18 protein-coding genes are annotated in these 21180 nt (G+C 66.0%); 6 read left to right on the top strand and 12 right to left on the bottom strand.

The annotated features are described in order from the left end of the window. Window positions 1–73 precede the first annotated feature (73 nt). The gene (locus MU553_RS03995; RefSeq protein ID WP_247375877.1) at window positions 74–2095 is read left to right on the top strand and encodes a BGTF surface domain-containing protein; all 2022 of its coding nucleotides are present in this window, start codon (window positions 74–76) and stop codon (window positions 2093–2095) included. Between the two features lie 12 nt (window positions 2096–2107). Here the strand turns inward: MU553_RS03995 and MU553_RS04000 are convergent, their stop codons facing one another. Together MU553_RS04000 and MU553_RS04005 are read right to left on the bottom strand one after the other, a co-directional pair. Further along, window positions 2108–2350, bottom strand: a complete 243-nt coding sequence (locus MU553_RS04000; protein ID WP_247375878.1) for a DUF3194 domain-containing protein — start codon at window positions 2348–2350, stop codon at window positions 2108–2110. 6 nt (window positions 2351–2356) lie between these two features. Continuing rightward, window positions 2357–2752 (bottom strand): prefoldin subunit beta, encoded by a 396-nt coding sequence (locus tag MU553_RS04005; protein ID WP_247375880.1) that lies wholly within the window; start codon window positions 2750–2752, stop codon window positions 2357–2359. A 159-nt stretch (window positions 2753–2911) separates the two neighbouring features. Between MU553_RS04005 and MU553_RS04010 the strand changes: the two genes are divergently transcribed. Next, on the top strand, window positions 2912–3151 hold the full coding sequence (locus MU553_RS04010; RefSeq protein WP_247375881.1) for a hypothetical protein: 240 nt from the start codon (window positions 2912–2914) through the stop codon (window positions 3149–3151). A gap of 84 nt (window positions 3152–3235) precedes the next feature. Here MU553_RS04010 and MU553_RS04015 read toward each other — a convergent pair whose 3' ends face one another. The 8 genes from MU553_RS04015 to truD all read right to left on the bottom strand — a co-directional run bounded on the left by MU553_RS04015 (window position 3236) and on the right by truD (window position 10398). Continuing rightward, complete coding sequence (locus tag MU553_RS04015) at window positions 3236–3529, bottom strand: DUF7344 domain-containing protein (RefSeq protein ID WP_428222012.1); 294 nt, start codon at window positions 3527–3529, stop codon at window positions 3236–3238. A gap of 173 nt (window positions 3530–3702) precedes the next feature. Further along, window positions 3703–6951 (bottom strand): PAS domain S-box protein, encoded by a 3249-nt coding sequence (locus tag MU553_RS04020; RefSeq protein WP_247375885.1) that lies wholly within the window; start codon window positions 6949–6951, stop codon window positions 3703–3705. Between the two features lie 76 nt (window positions 6952–7027). Continuing rightward, complete coding sequence (locus MU553_RS04025; RefSeq protein WP_247375887.1) at window positions 7028–7282, bottom strand: KEOPS complex subunit Pcc1; 255 nt, start codon at window positions 7280–7282, stop codon at window positions 7028–7030. 4 nt (window positions 7283–7286) lie between these two features. Continuing rightward, window positions 7287–7421 carry a DNA-directed RNA polymerase subunit P gene (locus MU553_RS04030; protein ID WP_247375889.1) on the bottom strand — a complete coding sequence of 45 codons (135 nt, stop codon included), beginning with the start codon at window positions 7419–7421 and terminating at the stop codon, window positions 7287–7289. 26 nt (window positions 7422–7447) lie between these two features. Next, window positions 7448–7723 (bottom strand): 50S ribosomal protein L37ae, encoded by a 276-nt coding sequence (locus tag MU553_RS04035; RefSeq protein ID WP_247375891.1) that lies wholly within the window; start codon window positions 7721–7723, stop codon window positions 7448–7450. A 123-nt stretch (window positions 7724–7846) separates the two neighbouring features. Beyond that, window positions 7847–8182: a DsrE family protein gene (locus tag MU553_RS04040; protein ID WP_247375893.1), complete on the bottom strand. Its 336-nt coding sequence runs from the start codon at window positions 8180–8182 to the stop codon at window positions 7847–7849. 99 nt (window positions 8183–8281) lie between these two features. Next, window positions 8282–9007, bottom strand: a complete 726-nt coding sequence (locus tag MU553_RS04045; protein ID WP_247375896.1) for a DUF2103 domain-containing protein — start codon at window positions 9005–9007, stop codon at window positions 8282–8284. Between the two features lie 41 nt (window positions 9008–9048). Then, the gene (gene truD, locus MU553_RS04050) at window positions 9049–10398 is read right to left on the bottom strand and encodes a tRNA pseudouridine(13) synthase TruD (RefSeq protein WP_247376138.1); all 1350 of its coding nucleotides are present in this window, start codon (window positions 10396–10398) and stop codon (window positions 9049–9051) included. Between the two features lie 247 nt (window positions 10399–10645). Here truD and MU553_RS04055 point away from each other — a divergent pair, with 247 nt between their 5' ends. From MU553_RS04055 to MU553_RS04065, 3 genes are all read left to right on the top strand, one after another. Then, complete coding sequence (locus tag MU553_RS04055) at window positions 10646–11899, top strand: CBS domain-containing protein (protein WP_247375899.1); 1254 nt, start codon at window positions 10646–10648, stop codon at window positions 11897–11899. An 87-nt stretch (window positions 11900–11986) separates the two neighbouring features. After that, the gene (locus MU553_RS04060) at window positions 11987–12781 is read left to right on the top strand and encodes an acetoacetate decarboxylase family protein (RefSeq protein ID WP_247375901.1); all 795 of its coding nucleotides are present in this window, start codon (window positions 11987–11989) and stop codon (window positions 12779–12781) included. Further along, complete coding sequence (locus tag MU553_RS04065) at window positions 12778–14079, top strand: acyl-CoA dehydrogenase family protein (protein ID WP_247375903.1); 1302 nt, start codon at window positions 12778–12780, stop codon at window positions 14077–14079. The genes MU553_RS04060 and MU553_RS04065 overlap by 4 nt, the downstream gene beginning before the upstream one ends. A gap of 4 nt (window positions 14080–14083) precedes the next feature. Here MU553_RS04065 and MU553_RS04070 read toward each other — a convergent pair whose 3' ends face one another. Beyond that, a complete protein-coding gene (locus tag MU553_RS04070; protein WP_282594158.1) occupies window positions 14084–14527 on the bottom strand; it encodes a universal stress protein in 444 nt (147 codons plus the stop codon). Between the two features lie 344 nt (window positions 14528–14871). Between MU553_RS04070 and MU553_RS04075 the strand changes: the two genes are divergently transcribed. After that, window positions 14872–20787 carry a S8 family serine peptidase gene (locus MU553_RS04075; protein ID WP_247375908.1) on the top strand — a complete coding sequence of 1972 codons (5916 nt, stop codon included), beginning with the start codon at window positions 14872–14874 and terminating at the stop codon, window positions 20785–20787. On the opposite strand, the gene pth2 is transcribed toward MU553_RS04075, so the two are convergent. Continuing rightward, the gene (gene pth2, locus MU553_RS04080) at window positions 20776–21114 is read right to left on the bottom strand and encodes a peptidyl-tRNA hydrolase Pth2 (protein WP_247375910.1); all 339 of its coding nucleotides are present in this window, start codon (window positions 21112–21114) and stop codon (window positions 20776–20778) included. The two genes, MU553_RS04075 and pth2, sit on opposite strands and share 12 nt — an antisense overlap. Window positions 21115–21180: the final 66 nt, after the last annotated feature.

The following is a 21180-nucleotide window of genomic DNA, read 5'->3' on the forward strand; positions in this document are numbered from 1 at the left end:
CGCGACGGACGGCCAGCAACTGACTCGCGCTCTGTACAGCGTTGGGCTAGCGGTTCTCGTTTTTCTGAGTCTGGTGACACTGGCAAGCGCGGGCGCCACAGCAGCCCCCGTCGAAGGGGACGATTGCTACCCGGAGGGAGGACCGTTCGAGGGGAACGCAAGTGACATCGTCGAAGTGACGCAGACATGCGAGGGGTACGTCATCATCGGCGGGGACGAGATGCAGCGGACGTCATCGAACCAGAACTACCTCGACATCCTCTACGTGACGGGGAATTTCCGAATCAACACGCGGCTCCTCGGGACTGACGCTCCGAAAGCGCAAGTGTACGGCGGCGGTGTCCAGTGGAGTTACGCGTACGACAATGGGCTTGACAGTCCATCAAACAGAGTCAATTTCGACGTTGATGGCGTGAACACGCTCGCGGACCTCCGCGACAAAATCGGCGTCACCCAACTCCCGCGGCCAGTACAGCCCGGGCGGTATCAGTTGGTCGCCGGACACAACGAGACGGTCGTGTTGCGAGACGGCGCGCCCAGTTTCGAGAACCCACGCGACCGGCAGAACCTCAGGCTCAGTCGACCGGGCAAACCCGGAGATCTCACGACGTACATCGCCCCTGCAGACCGCGCAGACAAGGACAGTGGGCAAGGCGAGTGGACCGAGCGCAACACCGTCGCGTGGGGGAAACTAAACGACGACAGTTACAGAATCGGCGATCGAGTCATCGTCGACGGGTTCGATACGACCGGCATCAGAGGCGCGCTGTGGCACCTGAACGACCGACAAGCCAGCGACACGTCACTGTTCGGCGATGGTTCAGGGACGTCACCGGAATTATTCGAACGACTGATCGACGAATCGGAAGGCGTCTCCATTACTATCGAGCAGACGAACCCCAAGGCGAACAAAGAGCCGAAACGAATCACGTACGACGATGTAACCGCCGACGTAGCCGCCGATGAGAACCCCGAGAAGGCGATGTTCTTCCAGTACGACAACGGAGAGTTCGATCTCGTCATCAACACCGGACACGAGTCCTTACGAGACGACTTCGCACCCGGTGACAAGTTCCGGGTGGAGTACACCTACGAGTCGGACGACGGCCGGTGGTTCCACTTCAGCGACAGTGGTGGAATGCCGGGACCGTTCGAGATCAAGTCGGACGACCAGTACCCGTACTTCGACAAGGGTGACACGAACCACACGGTCTCGACGACGTTCAAACTCAAACGCCCGAAAATCCAGTACGACCGAGTCACCAACAACGGCGCGCTCCTGCTGAAAAACGACGGAACGACGACGATCTCGGGAACCACGAACCTCGCACCCGGGACGCCAATCGAGTTGCAGCTGGTGTCACAGACGGCGTCGCCACCAGAGACGGTGACCATCGAGGACGTCGAGATCAACGACGACGGAACCTTCAGTACGACCGCGGACACCGCCGTGTTCGACGAGGGTGCGAACGTCGAAGCCGAGCTCTACGTCTGGGAACGGGTCGTGCACACGAAAGACTCCGTGTTCGTCGGCAATCCGGAAGACCCGAAGCGGTTCCAGATCACCAAACACAACAACGTCACGGTCTCGGTCGGTGACTCGCTGGGCGATCTCAGAGCCACCGTCGTCAACAGCGGGTCCCTGGCCGACACCCAGGCGCTGGAACTCAGTATCGCGGGAACGGTCGAGAGCGAGCAATCGATCCACCTCGAGCCGGGCCAGGAGGACACGATCAGGTTCGACGGAACGACGGTCCAGTACCCGGCGGGTGAGTACACGTACACGCTTTCGTCCGACGACGACAGCGTCACCGGCACGATCACGGTCGAAAACGCCACGACGCCGACGACGGCGACGCCGCCCGATCTGACGCCGATACCGACGACGCCGACGGTGACCCAATCGACCCCACCGACGGCCACGCCGACCGAGTCGTCATCGACGCCGACCCCCGAGCGGACGCCGGCACCGGACGATTCCGGCGGGGTAAACGGACTCGGTGGGAACGTCCTCGCACTCGGCGTCACCACCCGCGAAGCGCTCGGCGCAGGAGCTCTCGTCGGTGGCGTCTACGTTCTCGGCGCTCTCTCCTGACTGCCGAAAAAATTAGTCGTCGAACAGGTCGTCGACCGCACTGCGCGCGGTGAGCGCCGCGTCGTCAGCGACCTGTTCGGGATCGCGGGTGTCGTCGGGTGCGTTCAGGTAGACGTCGACGTCGAGGACGCCGTCCTCGAAGGTGACCGTCACGTCGAGGTCGGTGACCTCGGATTGCTTGTACCGCGAGAAGACGAGGCCTTCAGCTGCCTGCGCCGCGGTCTGAACGACTTCTTCGTCGGTCGGTTCGGCCATCCCTGCTCAGGCACCGCCAGCGCCCGGCCCCATCGGCCCGCCGCCTGCGCCGCCAGGTCCGCCGCCGAGCAGCTGCTGGAGCTCCTGCTGGAGTTCCTCGAACTGCTCCTGGACGCGCTCTTCCTGCTTTTCGAGGGTGTCGACGCGAACGCCGAGGTTCTCGACTTTCTCTTCGAGGTCCTCTTTGGCTTCCGCGTACTCGGTCTTGACGAGCAGTTCGCCGACTTCGCGGTACATCGTCGCGTCCTCGTCGACGTCCTCGAGCTCTTCGAGGGCCGTCTCGGACTCGGTGAGCTGGGTCTCGGCCTGCTGTTTCTGGGCCGCGACCTGCTGGGCCGTCTCCTGAAGGTCCTGCAGTTCCTCGATTTTCTCCTGTGCTTCCGGCGGCAGATTACCCTGCATACCCGGACCCTCGGCATCCGGAGTGAAAAACCCACGCATCTGGGGAGCCGACCGGACCAGACGGCCACGATCGCACCAGGGCGACCGAGCCGGTCCCGCCGTCGGCGGAGTACGCCAGGGTGCACCGTTTAAGAACGCGCCGCCCGTGGCTCAGCCTGTATGGCAGAGAGGGTGACCGCCTACGACGGCACGACAGTCGAGGTCGAGCACGTAAAGCCACTCGCGAACGGCGGCGCACGCTTCGACATCGAAAGCGAGGACGGACGGAAGTGGCGCGTCGACCTCACCCGGGAGGGCGACACCGAACTCGTGACCAGCTGGCGAGACGGCGAACTGGCCGACCTCGAAATCCCGGACTGGCTGGACGACATCCTCGAACGCCTCCGCATGGCCGGCTGAGCGTCGTTTGCGGGGAGCACGGAAAAAGAACACCTCGGCACGGCTCGCAGAGATCAGGTACCAGCCTCAGAGGCGACTCGGCAGTCAGGGGGCGGACCGGGAACTCCGGTTCTGCTCGTCGATCGATTGGACGTGTTCCGCCCACTTCTCGACCGTCGGTTGCCCCCAGTACCGAGTCGTGTTCGACCGGGCGTCGTATTCGACGATCCCCGCGTCCGCGAGCTTCGGGAGATGGCGGTGGTGGAGGTCGATCGCGAGCCGTTCCTGGTCGTCGTCCTCGTCGGCCAGAATCTCGACGAGATCGTCGACGGTGACGACGGTCTGGTCCGAGCGCATCAGATACAGGCAGATGCGCCGGCGGTCGACGTCTGCGAGCAGCTAGAACACCGTATCGATCTCCGGGGTCACTGGCGCGCGCCGCGTTCCCAGCGGATTGTCAGCCGCTGGCGGAGCGCTGCCGCGATGGGGCTGGTGATCGTCGTTCATTGAAACTCACTACACACAGTCGACGGCCCGCCCCCATGAGCGTCATGCCTAGATACATAGGTTGGTCAGGATCGGCTCGGCTCGTCGGCGACGTACGCTCCGATGAGTTTCCGCTCGGCGTGCCGGAGGTGCTGGTGAAGCGTGGCCGAGGAGATATCGAGCGAGGCAGCGATCTCTTCGGCGGTGCTTTCCCGTGGCCAGTCGAAGTACCCACCGAAGTACGCCGCATCGAGGACGGCCTGCTGGCGGTCGGTGAGGTCGTTCCGGAGTTCGTCACGAATGGTTCCGGACGAGTCGTCCCACCCGTGAATCTCCCGTTTCGAGACGAGCGTGACGTCACCGTAGGTCTCGAGGCGGTCGGTAACCGTCCGGAGGTCGGTGTCCTGTGGCGCTTCCGCGACGATCCGCACCTCGCCGTCCTCGGCCACGATGTCGAGCGGTTTGACGCCCGAGTTGAGGAGGACCAGCGGGATCGACTCGTCGTGTCGAACCTCCATGACCATCTCCTCCTCGTCGGCCCGGACGGTCCGGATCTCCCCCGTCGAGAACGCGCTGTCTCTCGCGGCCGCCTCGAACTCCTCGGGGTCACTGTTCGTGACAGACACGTAGTGGAGGAGCCCGTCGTCGGAGGCCTCCGCGGTCCCGAGCAAGCGACAGGTACAGCCCGCCTTCGTCGAGAGATCGGCCGCCAGCGTGTCGGTGCCTGTGAGACTGAAGGTCACCTCCAGGTGGCGATCGGACTCGATGAACCGACGGTTCTGGGTCGCGCTGATCGCGAACCCGACCATGTCGCCGAGCACGTCGAACGCCTGGATCTCCCGCTGGCTGAACGCGCCCGGCCTGTCGGCGTACACTGCGAGTATACCGTGGGTGACGCCACCGTAAGTGAACGGAACGGCAGCGACCGACCGGAAGCCGTGGTCGCGCGCTGCGTCGCGATACGGCTCGAACAGGGGATCGGTCAGCACGTCGTCCGCGACGGTAATCTCCCCCGTTTCGAGCGCTGTGGCCGCGGGACCGGCGTCGTCGTCTCCCGCGTTTGCCGAGATCCGGACGGCGTCGACGTACGCGGCGCCCTCGTCGGGAGCGGCTTCACACTCGAAGGACTCGGTCCCCGGGTGGTGTTTCCCAGTGAGAACGAATCGGTACAGCGAGGACTTCGCCAGCCGTTCGCGGACCGTTCGCTCGATCTCCTCGCGGGTCGCTGCGGACGCCAGCGCGCCGATTGTCTCCTGGACGAGCTTGTTGATGCGATTGAGTCGTTCGAGTTCGTCGCGCTGTCTTTTCAACCGGTCTTCGCGCGCCCGCTGCTCGGTGATGTCCCGGATGACGCCGACCGTCCCCTGAAAGTCTCCATCGCTCGGGAGCGCCGCGAACCGCGTCTCGACCGGGACGGGCTCGCCGTCGGCGGTCCTGAGATCCCCGGCGAACTTGCCGACCGACACCTCGCCGGCGAGGAGTCGCTCGCGCTCGCGACGGCCGCGCTCGGCGACCGCCTCGTCCCACGGGTCGCTGATCTCCATCCCGAGCAGTTCCTCGCGGGCGTAGCCGGTCAACTCCTGCAGCGCGTCGTTGACCATCGTGATGGTATGGGTCTCGTCGGTGATGTAGACGCCGTCGCTCATGGTCTCGACGAGCGTCTCGTACTTTTCGAGGTCGCGTTTGCGAGTTCGCAGTTGCTCTTCGCGGTCCGCCTGCTCGAAGGCCGCCTCTAAGTCAGCGACGAACAGTCGTCCGAGTTCGAGGTCGGTCTCGTCGAACGCGTCCGGTTCGGTGGCCGCGACGTTTATCATCCCGTACCCGTCGATCGGCAACAGCATTGCACTCCGAACGGGATCGTACTCGACCGGCGTTTCGATCTCGTCCAGGTCGTCGTAGCGGATCGGCTCTCCTCGCTCGTAGGCCTCGCCGACGAACCCCTCGCCGACCTCGTATCCCGGCAACCGATCGGCGAGTCGCTCCTCGTCGGTCTCCATGGCGACGAGCTCCAGCGTGTCGTTCCGAAGCAGTCGCACCGCCGTCGAGACGGAGTCGAAGTGGTCACCGATGACGTCGGCGGCCCGCACCGCGACCTCCGTCACCGTCTCGGCGTCCATCAGGTCGCGCATTCCCTCGTGGAGGCTCTCGAACAGCGTTGCGCGTTCCTTGCGGGTCCTGAGATCGCGCACCAGGCCGATCGTCTTCCCGTCGTCGTCGGGCGACAGCAGCGAGTACCGCCCCTCGACCGGAATCGGTTCACCGTCCTGTCGGACGACGTCGGCTTCGATCGAGACGACCGTCGACTCCCGCTCGTGGAGGGATTCGCGTACTTCCCGACTCATCTCGTCGAGATCGCCAGCCACGAGTGCCGAGACGGGCGTTCCTTCGAGTTCCGATCGCTCGTAGCCGAGCATCGACGCGAACGCGTCGTTACACCTGACCAGCCGCCGATCGTCGTCGATGACGACCACGCCGTCACCGACGGCATCGACGAGCTCTTCGTACCGTTCGAGGTTCCGCTGACGACGCTTGCGCTCGGTGATGTCCGTGACGAATCCCTCCAACACCACTGGGCCGCCGTCGGGGGCTTCGACGCAGCGCCCCTGCTCCCAGCACCATCGCTCGGTGCCGTCGGCGGTGGTGATGCGATATCTGACTGTGAACGGCTCCCCGTCGTCGACCGCCGTCTGGACGGCGTCTAACACTCGCTCGCGGTCGTCCGGATGCAGCACGTCCTCGCCCCAGGAGATCTCCCCGGCTTCGAGCTGGCGGGAGTCATACCCCGTCAACTCGGCGCAGCCGTCGCTGACGAACTCCATCGGCCAGCTGGGTTCGTTCCGAGAGCGATACACGATCCCGGGGAGGTTACTCACGAGCGTCGAGAACCGCCGTTCGCGCTCTCGCAGTTCGTCCTGCGTCTGCAACAGCTCGGAGATGTCCCGCGCTGTACCGACCATTCCCCACACGTCGCCGGCCTCGTCGGTGAGTGGTGACGCGGTGAACTCGTGGTATACTTCTTCGCCGCCCTTGGTCACGAGCGGCGCCCGCAGCGTGGCTTCCTCGCCCTCTGCGACCGACGCGAGCAGTCTGCGGGCCTCGGCTTCGTACGAATCGGGGATGATATCGAACTCGTGTAACTCGGACACTTCTTCGTCAGTGTATCCGGTCACCTCGCAGAACCGCTCGTTCCAGTCCAGGAACTGTCCCCGCCTGTCGACGACGTAGAGGGCGTCCGAAATCGAATCGAGGATCGTCTTCGTTCGCATCACGTCGTCGCTCTCCGGCCACTCATCGCGGCTGTCGCCGTCGAGGAACCACTCTGTCGTGTTACTCATGAAAACCGTTCACCACCATCTGGCCTGTTACTGCGTAAACGGGTCGCGCTTGACCGGAATAAGCGTACTGCTGCCGTCACTCGGCGACACTACACCGTTCTGCCACCGAAATCAGGGTCACCCAGGTGTTCAGCCCCGCGCGGAGGGCCACGAGATCGTCGGCCAGCACGGTCACTGCAACGACCGCCCCGTCGCGCGCGATCGTCGCTCGGGTCCTGTCGCCGGAGATCTCGCCGACTTCCCGGCTGACGCTTCGCTCGACGATCCGCGCGCGTCGGACGTCTTCGTACTCGAACTCGAGAACAGCGTCGTGAACCGCTGACTCCGGCACCGCTCTAGTTCACGTCGACTTCTTTGACGTCGCGACTCCGCTCTTTCAGGAGCACGCGATGTCCACAGTACGGACAGCGGACGCCGCCGTAACTGTCCAGTTCGACGTCGCGCTTACATCGGGAACACTTGTAGCTCATAGCTGTGAAATAGCGACGGTGTGCACTTAGTCTTCGTCCTCGGCGAGTGCGGCGCGGATCGACCGAGTGACGGTCTTGCCACCGGGCGTCTCCGGGCGGTAGGTCCCGCCGGCGAACTTGTAGCCGCAGTTGCCACACTGCCAGATGCCAGTGCCCTGGCGCTCGACACCGTCTTCACCGCACTCGGGACACTCGTGCTCGTCCCGCATGTCCTTCTCGATCTCCGCGACGCGGCGTCGCGCGACGCGACCGTAGCGAGCGCCGAATCGACCCGCGCTCCCCGTGCGTGCATCTTTAGCCATAGTACCGTACCATCGGCACACCCCACACATAAGCGCTACGAACTACAGCCCCGCTGTGACGCCGTCACGGTCGCTCACCCGCGTTTCGCCAGGGTACTGTCTTGCTCCCCTAGCGCAACGAGATCAGGGTCGCAGGTACGCGTACCCCTCGGTCTGGAGCCGGATCACCTCGACGGCGCCCTCCGGAACGACGTCCACGCCGTCCACCAGGTCCGATTCGTCCAGATCCATCGTGTCGAGCGTGTTCCGGCACGCCACGAACGAGACGCCGGCGTCGAGCAGTGACCGCACCTTGTGTTCCGTCTCCCCGCCCGCGGTTACGGCCTCGATTCCCTGCGACTGGGCGACGACCACCAGCTCGTCGATGTCAGCGTCGGCGTCCAGCAGGTTCTCGACGATGGCGAACGACGTGTCCTGTTCCCCGCCGATGCCCGAGATCAGGTGCACGACAACGTCCATGCCACGCTGTACGGAATCCCACGAGGAATACTAGCTGCCTGCACGTTCCAGCAGGCGCCGGGGAGACGTGTGTGACCTCGTCCGAACTGACGCTCTGGGTCAGTCCTTCAGTTCGGCCTCGACGAGCGCCTGGTTGATGTCTTCACGCACCTGCTCGCCGAGTTCGCGATCGCCCGCCGTCGTCACCACGCGATTCTCCTGGACGCTCGACCCGTCGCGGATGAGCAACCGGACGTTCCCGTTGGCGTCGGCCCGGGTCGCTTTCGCGCGAACGCCCGTCCGCGACCCCGACCCGCCGGCGTCGATCGGTCCCGGAATGATCTTCTTGACGTGGGGGTGGCTCGCCACGGTCTCCAGTGCGCGCTTGCCCGCTCGCTCGCCGATGAGCGTCGTGTGTGACCCGCCCAGTTTCTCGGCCATCGACCCCTCGACGACCTCCAGCGCCGGGCGACCGCGCCGCTCGATGACCGCCGTCACGGGATCGTCGGCGGAGACGCGGTAGAACTCGTAGTGCAGTTGGCCCCTGACCGCCCGGAGCACCTCGCGATCGCCTGTCGCGTACACCTCCTCGGGCCGCTTGCGGCGGACCTCGTCGGCGACGAGGCCGGCGAAGTTGCGCAGTTCGACGACGTCCGACTCGCCGTCGGGCTCCTCCGGCGTCGTCGTCTCCGTCCGCGCGCCGACCACCTCGTCCTCGTACAGTGTCGTGATGGTCGCGCGGTCGCGGGCGAGGTCCAAGACCACAGTGTCGGCGTTGGCGGACCGGCAGACCAGGCAGTAGTCTCCCGGTCGTTCGAGCGCGGACGCGCACTGCCGACAGTCCATGTCTCCCCCTCGGAACGTCTGTCGGATAAGCGAGACGGTTTTTAGCTGAGCGCCTCGGGATCTCGCTTCAGATACTCCCGCAACAGCACCGTGGCGTAGCTCCCCTTGGGCAACCGGAACGCGAAGGTGAGCGGGTCGCGCTCGACGTCCAGTGCGGTCCGCACCGCCACGGCCCGCCGCGTCCCCGCCGAGTGGAACTCGCCCGGCAGGTCGAAGTCCGCCGGCTCGATCCCCACGTCGTCCAGTACTGCTCGCTCGATCTCGCCCGGTTCGCCGTCGCCCAGCTCCGTCTCGGTCCCGACGAGCGGCGCGGTGACGAACGCGCGGCCGCGTTCGCAGTGACGCGTGACGGTGTCTACCCGGTCCGCGTCGACGCGCTGCGTGCGATCGGTGTCAGGCAACGGCAGTTCCTTCGGCGCGTCCCGGTCGGCGAAACAGACCACGTCGCCCGCCACGGGGCGGTCGAAGGGCAGCCCGCGGGCCAGCCGCTCGGAGAGAATCCGGTTGAACACGTACGACTGGGCGGCGTTGACGAACAACTGCTGGAGGTTCGTCGGCAGTCGCTCCAGCGCCGCGCGGAAGTCCGCGGGCTCGTCGGCCCCGTCCTCGGCCAGGCGGTGACACATCGACCGCTCGTAGCGCAGCCAGCCGGGCAACCGGTCGAGCGTGCCTTCCCAGTCCTCGGTCTCGTCGGCGTACGCGCGTGCCTCGCGGGTCTCCTCGGGCTCGCGCTCCGACGGACTGCCCACGTAGGCGAGGACCGCGCCCTTCCAGTTCCCGCGGAGGATTTCCAGGCCGACCTCGTGGGTGACCGGGCGTTTGCTGCCGAAGCGCTGCTGGCCGAAGAAGTTCGGGACCGCGACGGTCACCTCGTCGGCGTCGGGGTCGTGGCCGCCGAACGCGCACAGGTCGGCGGTGATCGCGTCGACGTTGTCGGGGTGAGCCGGATCGCGGACGACCACCTCGAAGGCGTTGCCGGCGAGGTCGCCGAAGAGGATCGGCCGGCCGGTCCGGCCGAGGACGTCGACGTCCGCGTCCGAGAGGTCGACGTCGGCGACCGCGTCGGGGTCGGCGCTCTTGACGGAGAACAGTTGGGTCGTGACGGCGTGTTTGTCTTTCGTGCCGGCCCAGGAGACGCGCTCGCGGCTGATTCCCAGGTCGTCCGAGAGGGCGCTGGCGAAGTCGTTGGTGTCCCAGCCGTGGAGCGTCGCGCGAAAGAGCACGTGGGGGTACGCGCCCGGGTCGGCGTCGACCGGCTCCGGGTCGAAGGCTTCGAGTTCCTCGACGCGGAAATCGGCGGGATCGGTCCGGAGCTGTCCGCCGATCCCGTCGGTGTCGCTGACGTAGTACTCCATCCCCACGGCCCGCTCGATGGGGTGTGCCTCGCGCATCTCGCCGTCCGGCCCCTCGTCGGTCATCGCTCCGGCGTTCGGGGCGGGCACGTAAAAGGCTGGACATCGGCAGGTGGTCCGCCGTCGACAGACCAGCGGAAGGCGCTGCCGCTATCGACACTCAATCTTGAAGAGTGAGAACAACGAACGTCCTTTTTGGGTGTGCCCGTCGACTGTTCAGATGTAGGGGCCACACAGACCGATTCGACGTATCGGCGTTCGAACAGCAGTTTCCACCCTTCCAACGATGGACATCACAGATATCGTCTCAACTGACTACGTAGAATTTCAGGCCGACCAGCGCGTCTCGAAACTCGTCGGCGCCTTCGAGGACCCGGACGTCAAAGGCGTCGTCGTCGCCGACGACGGAGAGTTCGAGGGCGTCGTCACGCGCCGCCAACTCGCCGCCTCTCACCACAATCCCGAAGAGAAAGTCCGGTCGCTGGTGTGGTCGGTGCCCCGATTGGCACCGGGCGAGGACATCCGCGAGGCCGCGCGCCTGATGATCGACAGCAACGCGAAGGTGCTCCCGGTGTTCGAGGGGGACAACCTGCGCGGCGTCGTCACGGCCGACAGCATCATCGGGAAGGTCCAGCCCAACCTCTCGGAAGCGACCGTCGGCCAGGCGTCCAGCGACGACCTCGTCACGGTCGGCCCGGAGGCGACCTTCGGCGAGGCCATCCACGACATGCGCGAACAGCGCATCACGCACCTCCCAGTGGTGGAGAGCGAGTCACGAAGTGACTCGGAACGTTCGAGCGGGGAGCGAAGCGACCCGCGAGACAGCGAGGTCGTGGGCATCCTCAGCCTGTACGACGTCATCGGCCTCGCCGCCCGAGCGATGACGAAGAGCCAGGGAGGCAACGCCAACGGTCCGGAACAGGGCATGGGGACGACCCACGGCGGCTTCGGCGCCCGCGAGGGCGAGAGCCAGCGGATGCTCGACCTCCCGGTCCGTGACGTGATGGTCTCGCCCGTGCGCACCATCACGTCCGACGAGACGCTCCAGGCGGCCGTCGAGGAGATGGACAACGTCAACGGCTCCGCGCTGGTCGTGACCGACGGGGACGACACGCCCACGGGCATCCTCACGAAGACGGACGTACTGGAGTCGCTAACCTGGGGTGCCGAAGGGTCCCGCGCCGTCGAGATCTACGGTGCGGACTACCTCGACGACATGACCTTCGAGGACGTCAAGGACGTGATCGACGGTCTCGAAGGCCGCGACAGCGACCTCTCCGTCCTCGACGCGAAGGTCGCGCTCCACCAGCACGACGAGAAGTTGCGGGGAACGCCCCTGCTGCAGGCTCGCATCCGGCTGTACACCGACGACGGCCTGTTCATGGCCACCGGCGAAGGCTACGGTGCGAAAGCCGCGATCAGCGAGGCCCGCGAAGCGCTCGATCGTCGCATCCGCGACAACAAGACCTACGGTCAGTCGAAAAAGCACCCGGACGAAGCCTTCTGGCAGAAACGCTTCGGCTGGATGCTCGAAGAGTGATCGGGGCGAACCGGCGGGCGACAACTCTTCTTTCGTTGTTTTGCGTGGGCAAGACCTAAGCTGACCGCCACGGTCAGTATGCGTGACATGGTCTTGCAAGGAAAGGAGGGGTTCGCACCGCCCTTCGACGCGTCGCTGTACGGGGTGTCAGAGTCACCGCGCACACGGGGAGTGGAGTACGAGATCGAGTACAAGGACTGCGAGGCGGTCGCTGCCTTCTTCACCATCGACGGGTCGGTCGACCACCTGTTGCCCGAGGGGATCGAGCCGTTCTCGGAGCCGGCGAAGGGCGGCGTCCTCGTCGCCAGGTATCCGTTCAGTAACCTGGGGGCGTATCACGAGGAGATTTCGATCGTCCAGGTGGCCGACGACGCGGGGAACATGGCCTACTACATCCCCTACATCTACGTCACCAACGACGCGGCGATGGCCGCCGGCCGCGAACTCATCGGCGCGCCGAAGAAGATCGCCGACGTCGACCTCCAGTCCCGGGCCGACACGATCCAGGGGACGCTCAGCCGCCCGGAAGACACCCGGCTGCTCTCGGTGTCCCACAAGCCCGAGAAGCGCGCGCAGGGCGGGATCGTCGACGCGATCCTCCCGACGCCGACGCCGCTGCTCTCGGTCCGGCACGTCCCGCCCATCGAGGGCGGTGACGGGCTCACGCAACTGGTCAAGTGGTACGCCGAGATGGAGTTCCACGAGGACGACGACGGCCGGGAGATGTGGGTCGGCCCGACGGACGTGACCTACGACGCCGAGTCGGTGATCGATCCCGTCCACTCGCTGTCGGTCGACGAGGTACTGACCGGCTTCTCCGCGAACTTCGACATGAAACTGGGCGTCACCGGCGTCGAACGCGACCTCACCGTCGAGCGATGAGCTACCTGAACCTCGATACGGAGTACGAGAGCGGCGACGTCGAGCGGTTGCGGAAAGAAGTCCACGAGATCGCCCGCGAGGAACTCCGGCCGGTGGGACGGGAGATCGACCGGATGAGCGACGACGAGTATCAGCGGATCGCAGCCGACGACTCCCCGTACTGGGACGTCATGCGGACGCTGAAGTCACACGGTTATCACCGCGCGATCATCCCCGAGGCGGTCGGCGGCGGCGGGCAGTTCTCCGGTCGGGAGTTCCACGTCCTCCTGGAGGAACTGGCCTGGGGCGACCCCGGCCTGGCGATGGCCTTCGGCGTCGATCTGATCCCCGCGATCTTCGCCTCGCTCCCCTTCCAGAACGGGCTCGACGAGACGTATCTCCAGCCGTATCTCGAGGACGAGGACGCCGCCGTCCAGGGCTGTTGGGGCGTCACCGAACCCGACCACGGCTCGGAACTGGTCATGCCCAACAGCCTGCTCAGCGAGGGCGTCACCGACGGCGGGTCGATCGCCCGGACCCAGGCCCGCGCCGAGCAGGACGGCGACACCTGGATTCTCAACGGGGAGAAGGCCCGCTGGCTCTCGGCCGGCCCGATGGCGACCCACTGCGCCCTCCACGTCAACATGGACCCCGACGGCGGGAGTCCGGGCCTGCTCTGTCTGGTCGAGCTCGACCAGCCGGGCGTCGAGCAGGGCGACCCCATCGGCAAACTCGGCCAGCGCGGCTGCCCCCAGGGGAACCTGGTCTTCGACGACGTGGAGATCCCCCCCGAGAACGTGATCCTCACGCCGGAGATGCTCCACCCCGACACGGGGTACGTCTCGATGGATCAGATCCTCTGTATCACCAGCGCGGGCATGGCCGCGGCCTGTACCGGGCTGGCCCGGGCCGCCTTCGAGGAAGCGCTCGCGTACGCCCGCGAGCGAGCGCAGGGTGGGAAACCGATCTGTGAACACCAGTCGGTGAAACTCCAGCTGTACGAACTGTTCGAGACCGTCGAGACGATGCGCACCTACTCGCGGGCCGTCGTCGAACACGTCTGGGAGCGCAACCTGGAGACCTTCGAGTTCGACGCTTCCAGCCAGCACGCGCTGGCCGCACAGGTTTACTGCAAGCGAGCGGCGTTCGAAGTCGCCAACACGGCCGTCCAGATCCACGGCGGCAACGGCATCACGCACGACTACCTCGTCGAGAAACTGTTCCGCGACGCCCGCGTCAAGCTCATCGAGGACGGCACGACCGAGGTGCTGAGTCTCGAAGCCGCCGAGGACGTCGTCGAGAACTACGAGATCGAGTAGGTAGCTACGCAACGTCGCCGACGTTGACCGCCACCACCGGGACCGGCGACGACCGAATCACTTTCTCCGTGACGCTGCCGATGATCTCCCGTTCGGCCCCTTCTCGGCCAGCCGTGGCCATGACCACGATGTCGACGTCGTTCTCGTCGAGATAGTCGAGGATGGCCTCGTGTGGGACGCCCCTGACGATCGACGACTCGATGCGGTCGATGTCAGCACGCTGTGCTCTTTCGACGACGTCGTCGACCGCCTGGCGCCCAGCGTCCTCGAGTCGAGCGTAGACGTCCGACTCGGTGAAATCCTCGATCGCGTCGGCCACCTGGACCGACTCGATCACGTACTGCGTGTGCAAGGTCGCGTCGTACCGTTCCGCGAGTTCGATCGCGTGGTCGAGAGCGATAGCAGAGTCGTCGGACCCGTCAGTGGGGGCGAACACGGCATCGTACATTCCAGCGAGCTCCTCGGTCTCTCGAATGGCGGTCGATGATTTATGTTTCACGTCACACTCGACGGGCGATAGTCGGGACGCCGCTGCCCCGTCGTGCCGACAGAATCGACTGGTGTGCGTCGGCTCCCGCAACTAGCAGGCGTCAACGCTTCTATCACGAATACAAACACGTATAGTAAGAAGATATATCCGTATTTAATCGAATGCTAGAGCTATCATAAGCCTAGAAACCTGGGACTAGGTCTGCATGAGGAACCAGCGCTTCCCCATACATGTCACCAAAAAATCTATTCCAGACATTCGGAACTGTAACGCTGGCGGTTCTCCTGGTTCTATCTTCACTGGTGACAGTGGGAATCGCGCATCCCGTGGGATCGACGGCCACGCCTGCAGTCCGGGGAGACGCAGTCGACACGAACGAAAGCACCGGATCGAGCGCAGAGCGCCCACATCCGGCCGTCGATCCACGACTGTTGGAAGACGAGCCGGAGAGCAGTCGGGGAGTGACGACGAGCGGCGTCGAGCTGGTTCAGGCGATCGTCGTCGTCCGCGAGGGGCGACGTGACGAGGGTGCGGCGGCAGTGACGAACGCTGGCGGCCGGATCACCGGGCAGGCCGGGACGATGATCGAAACGACGCTGCCACAACCTGCGTTGTCGAGTGTCGCGTCGTCGCCGGCGGTTCGGGTCGTCCGCCCGCCAGTCGCGGCTGCGGTGACCGAGACGACGAGCGAGGGACTATCGAACGTGAACGCGACGGCCATGCACGACGCGGGCTACACCGGTGACGGCGTCACGGTCGCCGTCATCGATCTGCAGGGGTTCGACACGTCGAACCCGTCGATCTCCGATCAGGTCGTCCAGACGAAAGACTTCTCCGGCAAGGAGATCGAAGGATCGTCAGACGAGCACGGGAGCAAGACCGCGGAACTGGTCGCCGAGACGGCCCCCGACGCGAACCTCGTCCTCGTCCGCGTCAGTACCCTAACTGACCTTCACAACGCGATCGATTATCTCGACAGTTCGACACAAACGGATGTCGTCTCGATGTCCGTCGGCTGGGCGAACATCGCCGGCCCGCTCGACGGCACGGCTGGCATCAACCAGCGTATCGACACATTTACTTCGAAAGGTCGGGTGTGGGTCAACTCCGCGGGGAACTCCGGCGACGGCCAGCACTGGAACGGGACCTGGGAGGACAGTGACGACGACGGGTTCCTCGACGTGACCGACAGTAGCGAGCGGATCGACGTCACGAACGAGCGATCAGAGCTGTACGTCACGTGGAACGACTGGGACGCCGGCGGCTCCGACGAGGACTACGACGTCCAGGAACTCGACGAGAACGGGAACGTCGTCGACACGTCCTCGTACACCCAAGACGGCAACACGTACGACCCGTACGAGATTATCACCGTCGACGCGGGCCACTCGATCCGTATCAAAAACGTCAGTGGCGAGGCGCCGACGAAATTCAACGTCTTCTCGTTCGACAACCCGAAACTCAGTCCGTCGACGAAAACCCAGAGTCTCTTGATCCCCGCCGTCGGCAAGTCGGTCACGACCGTCGGCGCGACCTACCACAGAGACAACAGTCTCGAACCGTTCTCGTCACAGGGGCCGACCATCGACGGGCGACGCAAGCCGGACGTGACAGCACCCGACGGCGTCACCGTCGAGAGCGATCAGCTCTCGTACACGTACTTCTACGGCACGTCGGCCGCGGCGCCACACGCCGCCGGTGTGGCCGCACTCACGTTTGAAGCCGACGACGCGCTCACCAACGGCGAACTCAAGGGTCTCGCCCACTCGGAGGCGACCTCGCTGCGCGGGACGGAACCCAACAACCAGACCGGCTGGGGCCTCATCAACGCGACGGGGATGATCGCACAGGTCGAGAGCGATCCCCCGTCCACCACGAGCGCGACGGTCACGGACCTCACCGACGGCGACGGGACCGTCACGGACGGAGACGCCGTCGCGATTTCGGCGTCGGTCTCGGACAACGTGGCCGTCTCGACCGTCACGGCGGACGCGTCGGCGTTCGACGCCAGCATCGTGACGCTGACCGACGGGAACGACGACGGCACCTACGACGCCGAAGTGACCGTCGCCGCGAGCGCACCGGCGGGCGATCAGTCAGTAACTGTCACCGGCGAGGACGTCGCCGGCAACACCGACACGGCCACGAGCAACTCCATCACCGTCGACACCGATGCACCGACGATAGAGACGCCGACGGTCACCGACGGGGACGGCAACCGCGTCGTCGGCGACGGCGACGCGGTCACCGTGAGCGCGGACGTGACGGACAGCGCGGAAATCACCTCCGTGACAGCGGACCTCTCGAACTTCGGCGCCGGCACCGTGACGCTCACCGACACCGACGGCGACGGGACCTACGAGAAAACGGCTACCGTCGACGCTTCGACGGCAGCGACAGACGGCGGGTACGCCGTTTCGGTCACGGCCACCGACGAGAGCGGCAACACCGCGAGTGCGACGACGGGATCGCTCACGCTCGATACGACCGCACCGACCGTCTCGGCGGCCACGCTCTCGGCCGACGGCGACGGCGCGGTCGGCGACGGCGAGAGCCTTACTGTTTCCGCTGACGCGTCCGACGCAGGCAGCGCCGTCACCGTCACGGCGGACCTCTCGGCGTTCGGCGCCGACACCGTGACGCTCACCGACACCGACGGCGACGGGACATACGAGAAAACGGCCACCGTCGACGGGTCGGCGGCCGCGTCCGACGGTGGACACGACGTGACAGTCACTGCCACTGATCGAGGGGGCAACGCGGCGACCGACACCACGGGGACGGTGACGCTCGATACGACGGCGCCGACCGTCTCGTCGGCCACCGTGACTGACAACGACGGGAACGGCGTCGTGAGCGACGGTGAGAGCCTCACCGTCTCCGCCGACGCGTCCGACCAGACGAGCGGCGTCACCGTGACGGCTGACCTCTCACAGTTCGGTGCCGGCACGATCACGCTGACAGACGACGACGGCGACGGGAGCTACGACGGCACCGGGACTGCCAGCGACTCCGAGACGACCGACGGGAGCTACGCCGCGACGGTTACGGCCACGGACGACGGGGGCAACACCGCGAGCGAAACGACTGGCACGCTCACGCTCGATACGAGCACACCGACGATCTCGAACTTCGCGTTGACGAATCCCTCGGGAACCACGCTCCGCGTCGCGTTCGACAGTTCGGAGTCGCTGTCGGAGATTTCGGTGGACGTCACGGGTCCGGTGGACGCGACGCTCTCGACGGGGGACTTCTCGTCGACCGCGACGGGGTACGAAGCGACGACCGACCTGAACACCGAAGGAACGTACACCGCGACGGCCACGACGGCCACGGACGCCGCTGGCAACGACATCACGTCGTCGCCGTCCGACGACGCGACGGTCGACACCAGTGCGCCAACGGTGTCGAACGTCGCACTCACTGACGCCGACGACGACGGCGTAGTCGCTGGGTCCACGGATCTGACCGTCAGCGCTGACGTGACGGACGCCGATACGATCACCGCCGTGGAGGCGGACCTTTCGGCGTTCGGGAACGGGACGGTGACGCTGGAAGATGCGGACGGCGACGACACGTATCAGGCGACCGTCACCGTCCAGGCCAGCGAGACGACGGACGGACCGCACGACGCGACCGTGACGGCCACCGACGACACGTCGGCGTCACGGACTGTCAACACGGGGACAGTCACGGTCGATACGACGGCGCCCGCTGTCTCGGCGGTCTCGTTCACCGACGACGACTCGGACGGCATCGTCGTCGGCGGGGACGACGTCACCGTCACTGCCGACGCGAGCGACCAGACGACGAGCGTCACCGTCACGGCCGACCTCTCGAACTTCGGCGCCGGCACTGTGACGCTCAGTGACGCCGACGGCGACGAGACATACGAGGCGACCCCCGGTGTCAGTGCGTCCGGGACGACCGACGGTGCGTATGCCGTATCAGTCACGGCGACCGACGAGGGCGACAACGCGGCGAGCGAGACGACGGGACCGCTCACGCTCGACACGACGGCGCCCACCGTTTCGTCGCTCTCGCTCACCGACGACGACGGCGACGGCGTTGTCGCTGACGGCGACGAAGTCACGGTCAGCGCGGACGTGACTGATCAGGCCAGCAGCGTCGACGCCGTAACGGCGGACCTCTCACAGTTCGGGGCTGGCACCGTCGAGCTCAGTGACGCCGACGGCGACGGGACCTACGAGCAAACCACGGCGGTCAGCGCGTCCGGCACGACCGACGGAAGCTACGCCGCGACGGTTACGGCCACCGACGCGGCGTCTCACTCGGCGAGCGGGACCACCTCGACGCTCGAACTCGACACCACGCCGCCTGCCGACCCGTCTGGGACGGTGTTCGCAGTGCCGGCGATCGGCGGGGCGAACGAAACCAGCGTCGACGTGACGGTCACCTATTCTGCGGTGCCCGAGGCCGCGACCGTCGAGGTCCGGCTCACCGATTCGAACGGGGCGACGGCGACTGCGACGGCCGCCGCAGCCGACGCGACGAGCCAGACCGTCTCGGTCGACGCCAGTTCGCTCGCCGACGGTGAGGTGACAGCCGCAGCGTCGCTCGTCGACGAGGCAGGGCATCGCAATCCCAGCGGGTTCGTCCCCGCTGCGACCGGGGTCACCAAGGACGCGACGGAGCCGGCCGTCACCCGGTTCGACCTCACGAACCCCAGCGGACAGACCCTCCAACTCACCGCCGAGTTCAGCGAGCGGCTCGCCGCGCTGACCGTCCCCGTCGACGGTCCGGACGGCAGGACGCTCGTCCTGTCCGATTTCAGCCGCACCGGGACGACCTACACGGCGAGCTACGACGCCGGAAGCGACGGCACCTACACGGCCACTCTCGACGCCGCCACAGACGCATACGAGAACGTCCAGAGCGGTGACACGGATCGCGTGACGATCGACACTGAACAGAACTCTGGCGGTGGTGGCGGCGGTGGTGGCGGTGGCGGCGGCAGTGCCGGCGGTGGTGGTGCCTCCGCTGCCCTGGTGTTCACGGCGTCGGTGTCGGACCAGCCGGTCGCCGTCGGCGAGCCAGCCACGTTCAGGATCACGGTCACCAACTACGGCGACGCGAGCGGGAGCTACAGGGGCGCCATGAAGATCGGCGGCAACATCATGGGTCGAGAGTCAGTCACCGTCCCGGCGAAAGCGTCCCGGACGCTGACGTACAATCAGACGTTCGACACGCCCGGGGAGTACCTGATCGAGTTCGGCGACAGGTTGTCCGAGCCGTTCACCGTAAGCGAGGGGCCGGGCACGCCCAGCGATCCGGCGCCCTACACGCGGACCACGCCGGAGGGGAAGGCGACGAGCGTCACCGTCAACAACGCGGCAGCCGGCGAACCGGTCAAGATCGACCTCGACCGAGACACCGGCCCCGTCGACGTGGACCGACTCAGCGTCGCCTTCGAGCGCAGCGGCGACTACTCGCTCAAGACACAGAGTTCGACGGCACCGCCTGCCGGAGAGCAGGCACGCAAGGACTCGTTCGGGTACATCACGGTCGACCACGACACGCCCGACCAGAACGTCCGAAACGTGACGTTTCGCTTCCGGGTCGACACCGAGAGGCTCAAAGCGCGTGACGTGGCGCCAGACGAGGTGGTGCTCCGCCGGTATCACGACGGCGACTGGCAGACGTTGCCGACCAACGTCGTCGGACGAGACGGTTCGGAGACGATCTTCGCAGCGACCTCGCCCGGCCTGTCCACGTTCGCGATCGGCAGCAGCGATTCGGGAATCGTGGTCACGGACGCCCGACTCGACGCGAAGACGGTCGACCTCGGTGCGACTTCGACGGTCACCGTGACCGTGGAGAACCGCGGTGAGACGACGGCGACCCGGACGCTCGGGCTGCGAGCCGACGGTGAGGTCGTCGAAACCGCGTCGGTGACGTTCGCCGGCGGAGAGTCGGCCACCGTTGCGCTCTCGCACAGATTCCCGCGCGGCCAGCACGAGGTCTCGATGAACGGCACGATCGCCGGTACGCTCAGCGTTCAGGTGCCAGCGACCGTCGGCGGAGCGTCACCGGACGGCAGCGGAACCAGAGCCGCGAGGCCGCGGAACGCGACCGCGTCCGGCACGGCCACGACGACCGACGGGAGCGGCCCCGGATTCACCGTCTCCGCGCCCGTCGCAGCACTCCTCGCGAGCGCGCTGTTCGCCCGGCGGCGGCAGAGAGAGTTAGAACAGTGAAAGTTCGCCGGTCACGCGATCGATCGCGCCCTCGTCGCCGGGGCCGACGGCCAGGGCCGTGACGGTCCCTGGGTCCAGTTGCGTGTGGCCCGCGTCGCGGATGATCGCGTTGGGCAGCCCCTCGCGTTCGGCCTTGTCGGCGAGTTCGAAGAGCTGCTGTTCGCTCTCGCCTTTCAGGACGACTTTCTTCTGGCCCTCGCCCTTCCAGGCGCGTTTGGTCTTCGTCGAGGTGTCTTCGTAGGCCGACAGCGACGCGTGGGCGACCTGGGCGGCGAGTTTTCCCTTCCCCATCCCGATGTCGGTGCGCGCGACGATTGCCTGTTTCATATCCAAACGGAACGAACCGGCGATTATAGGTCTGCCCGTTACCGTCGCTCGAGCCGACCCGGTTCC

The sequence above is a fragment of the Halorientalis brevis genome (assembly GCF_023077655.1).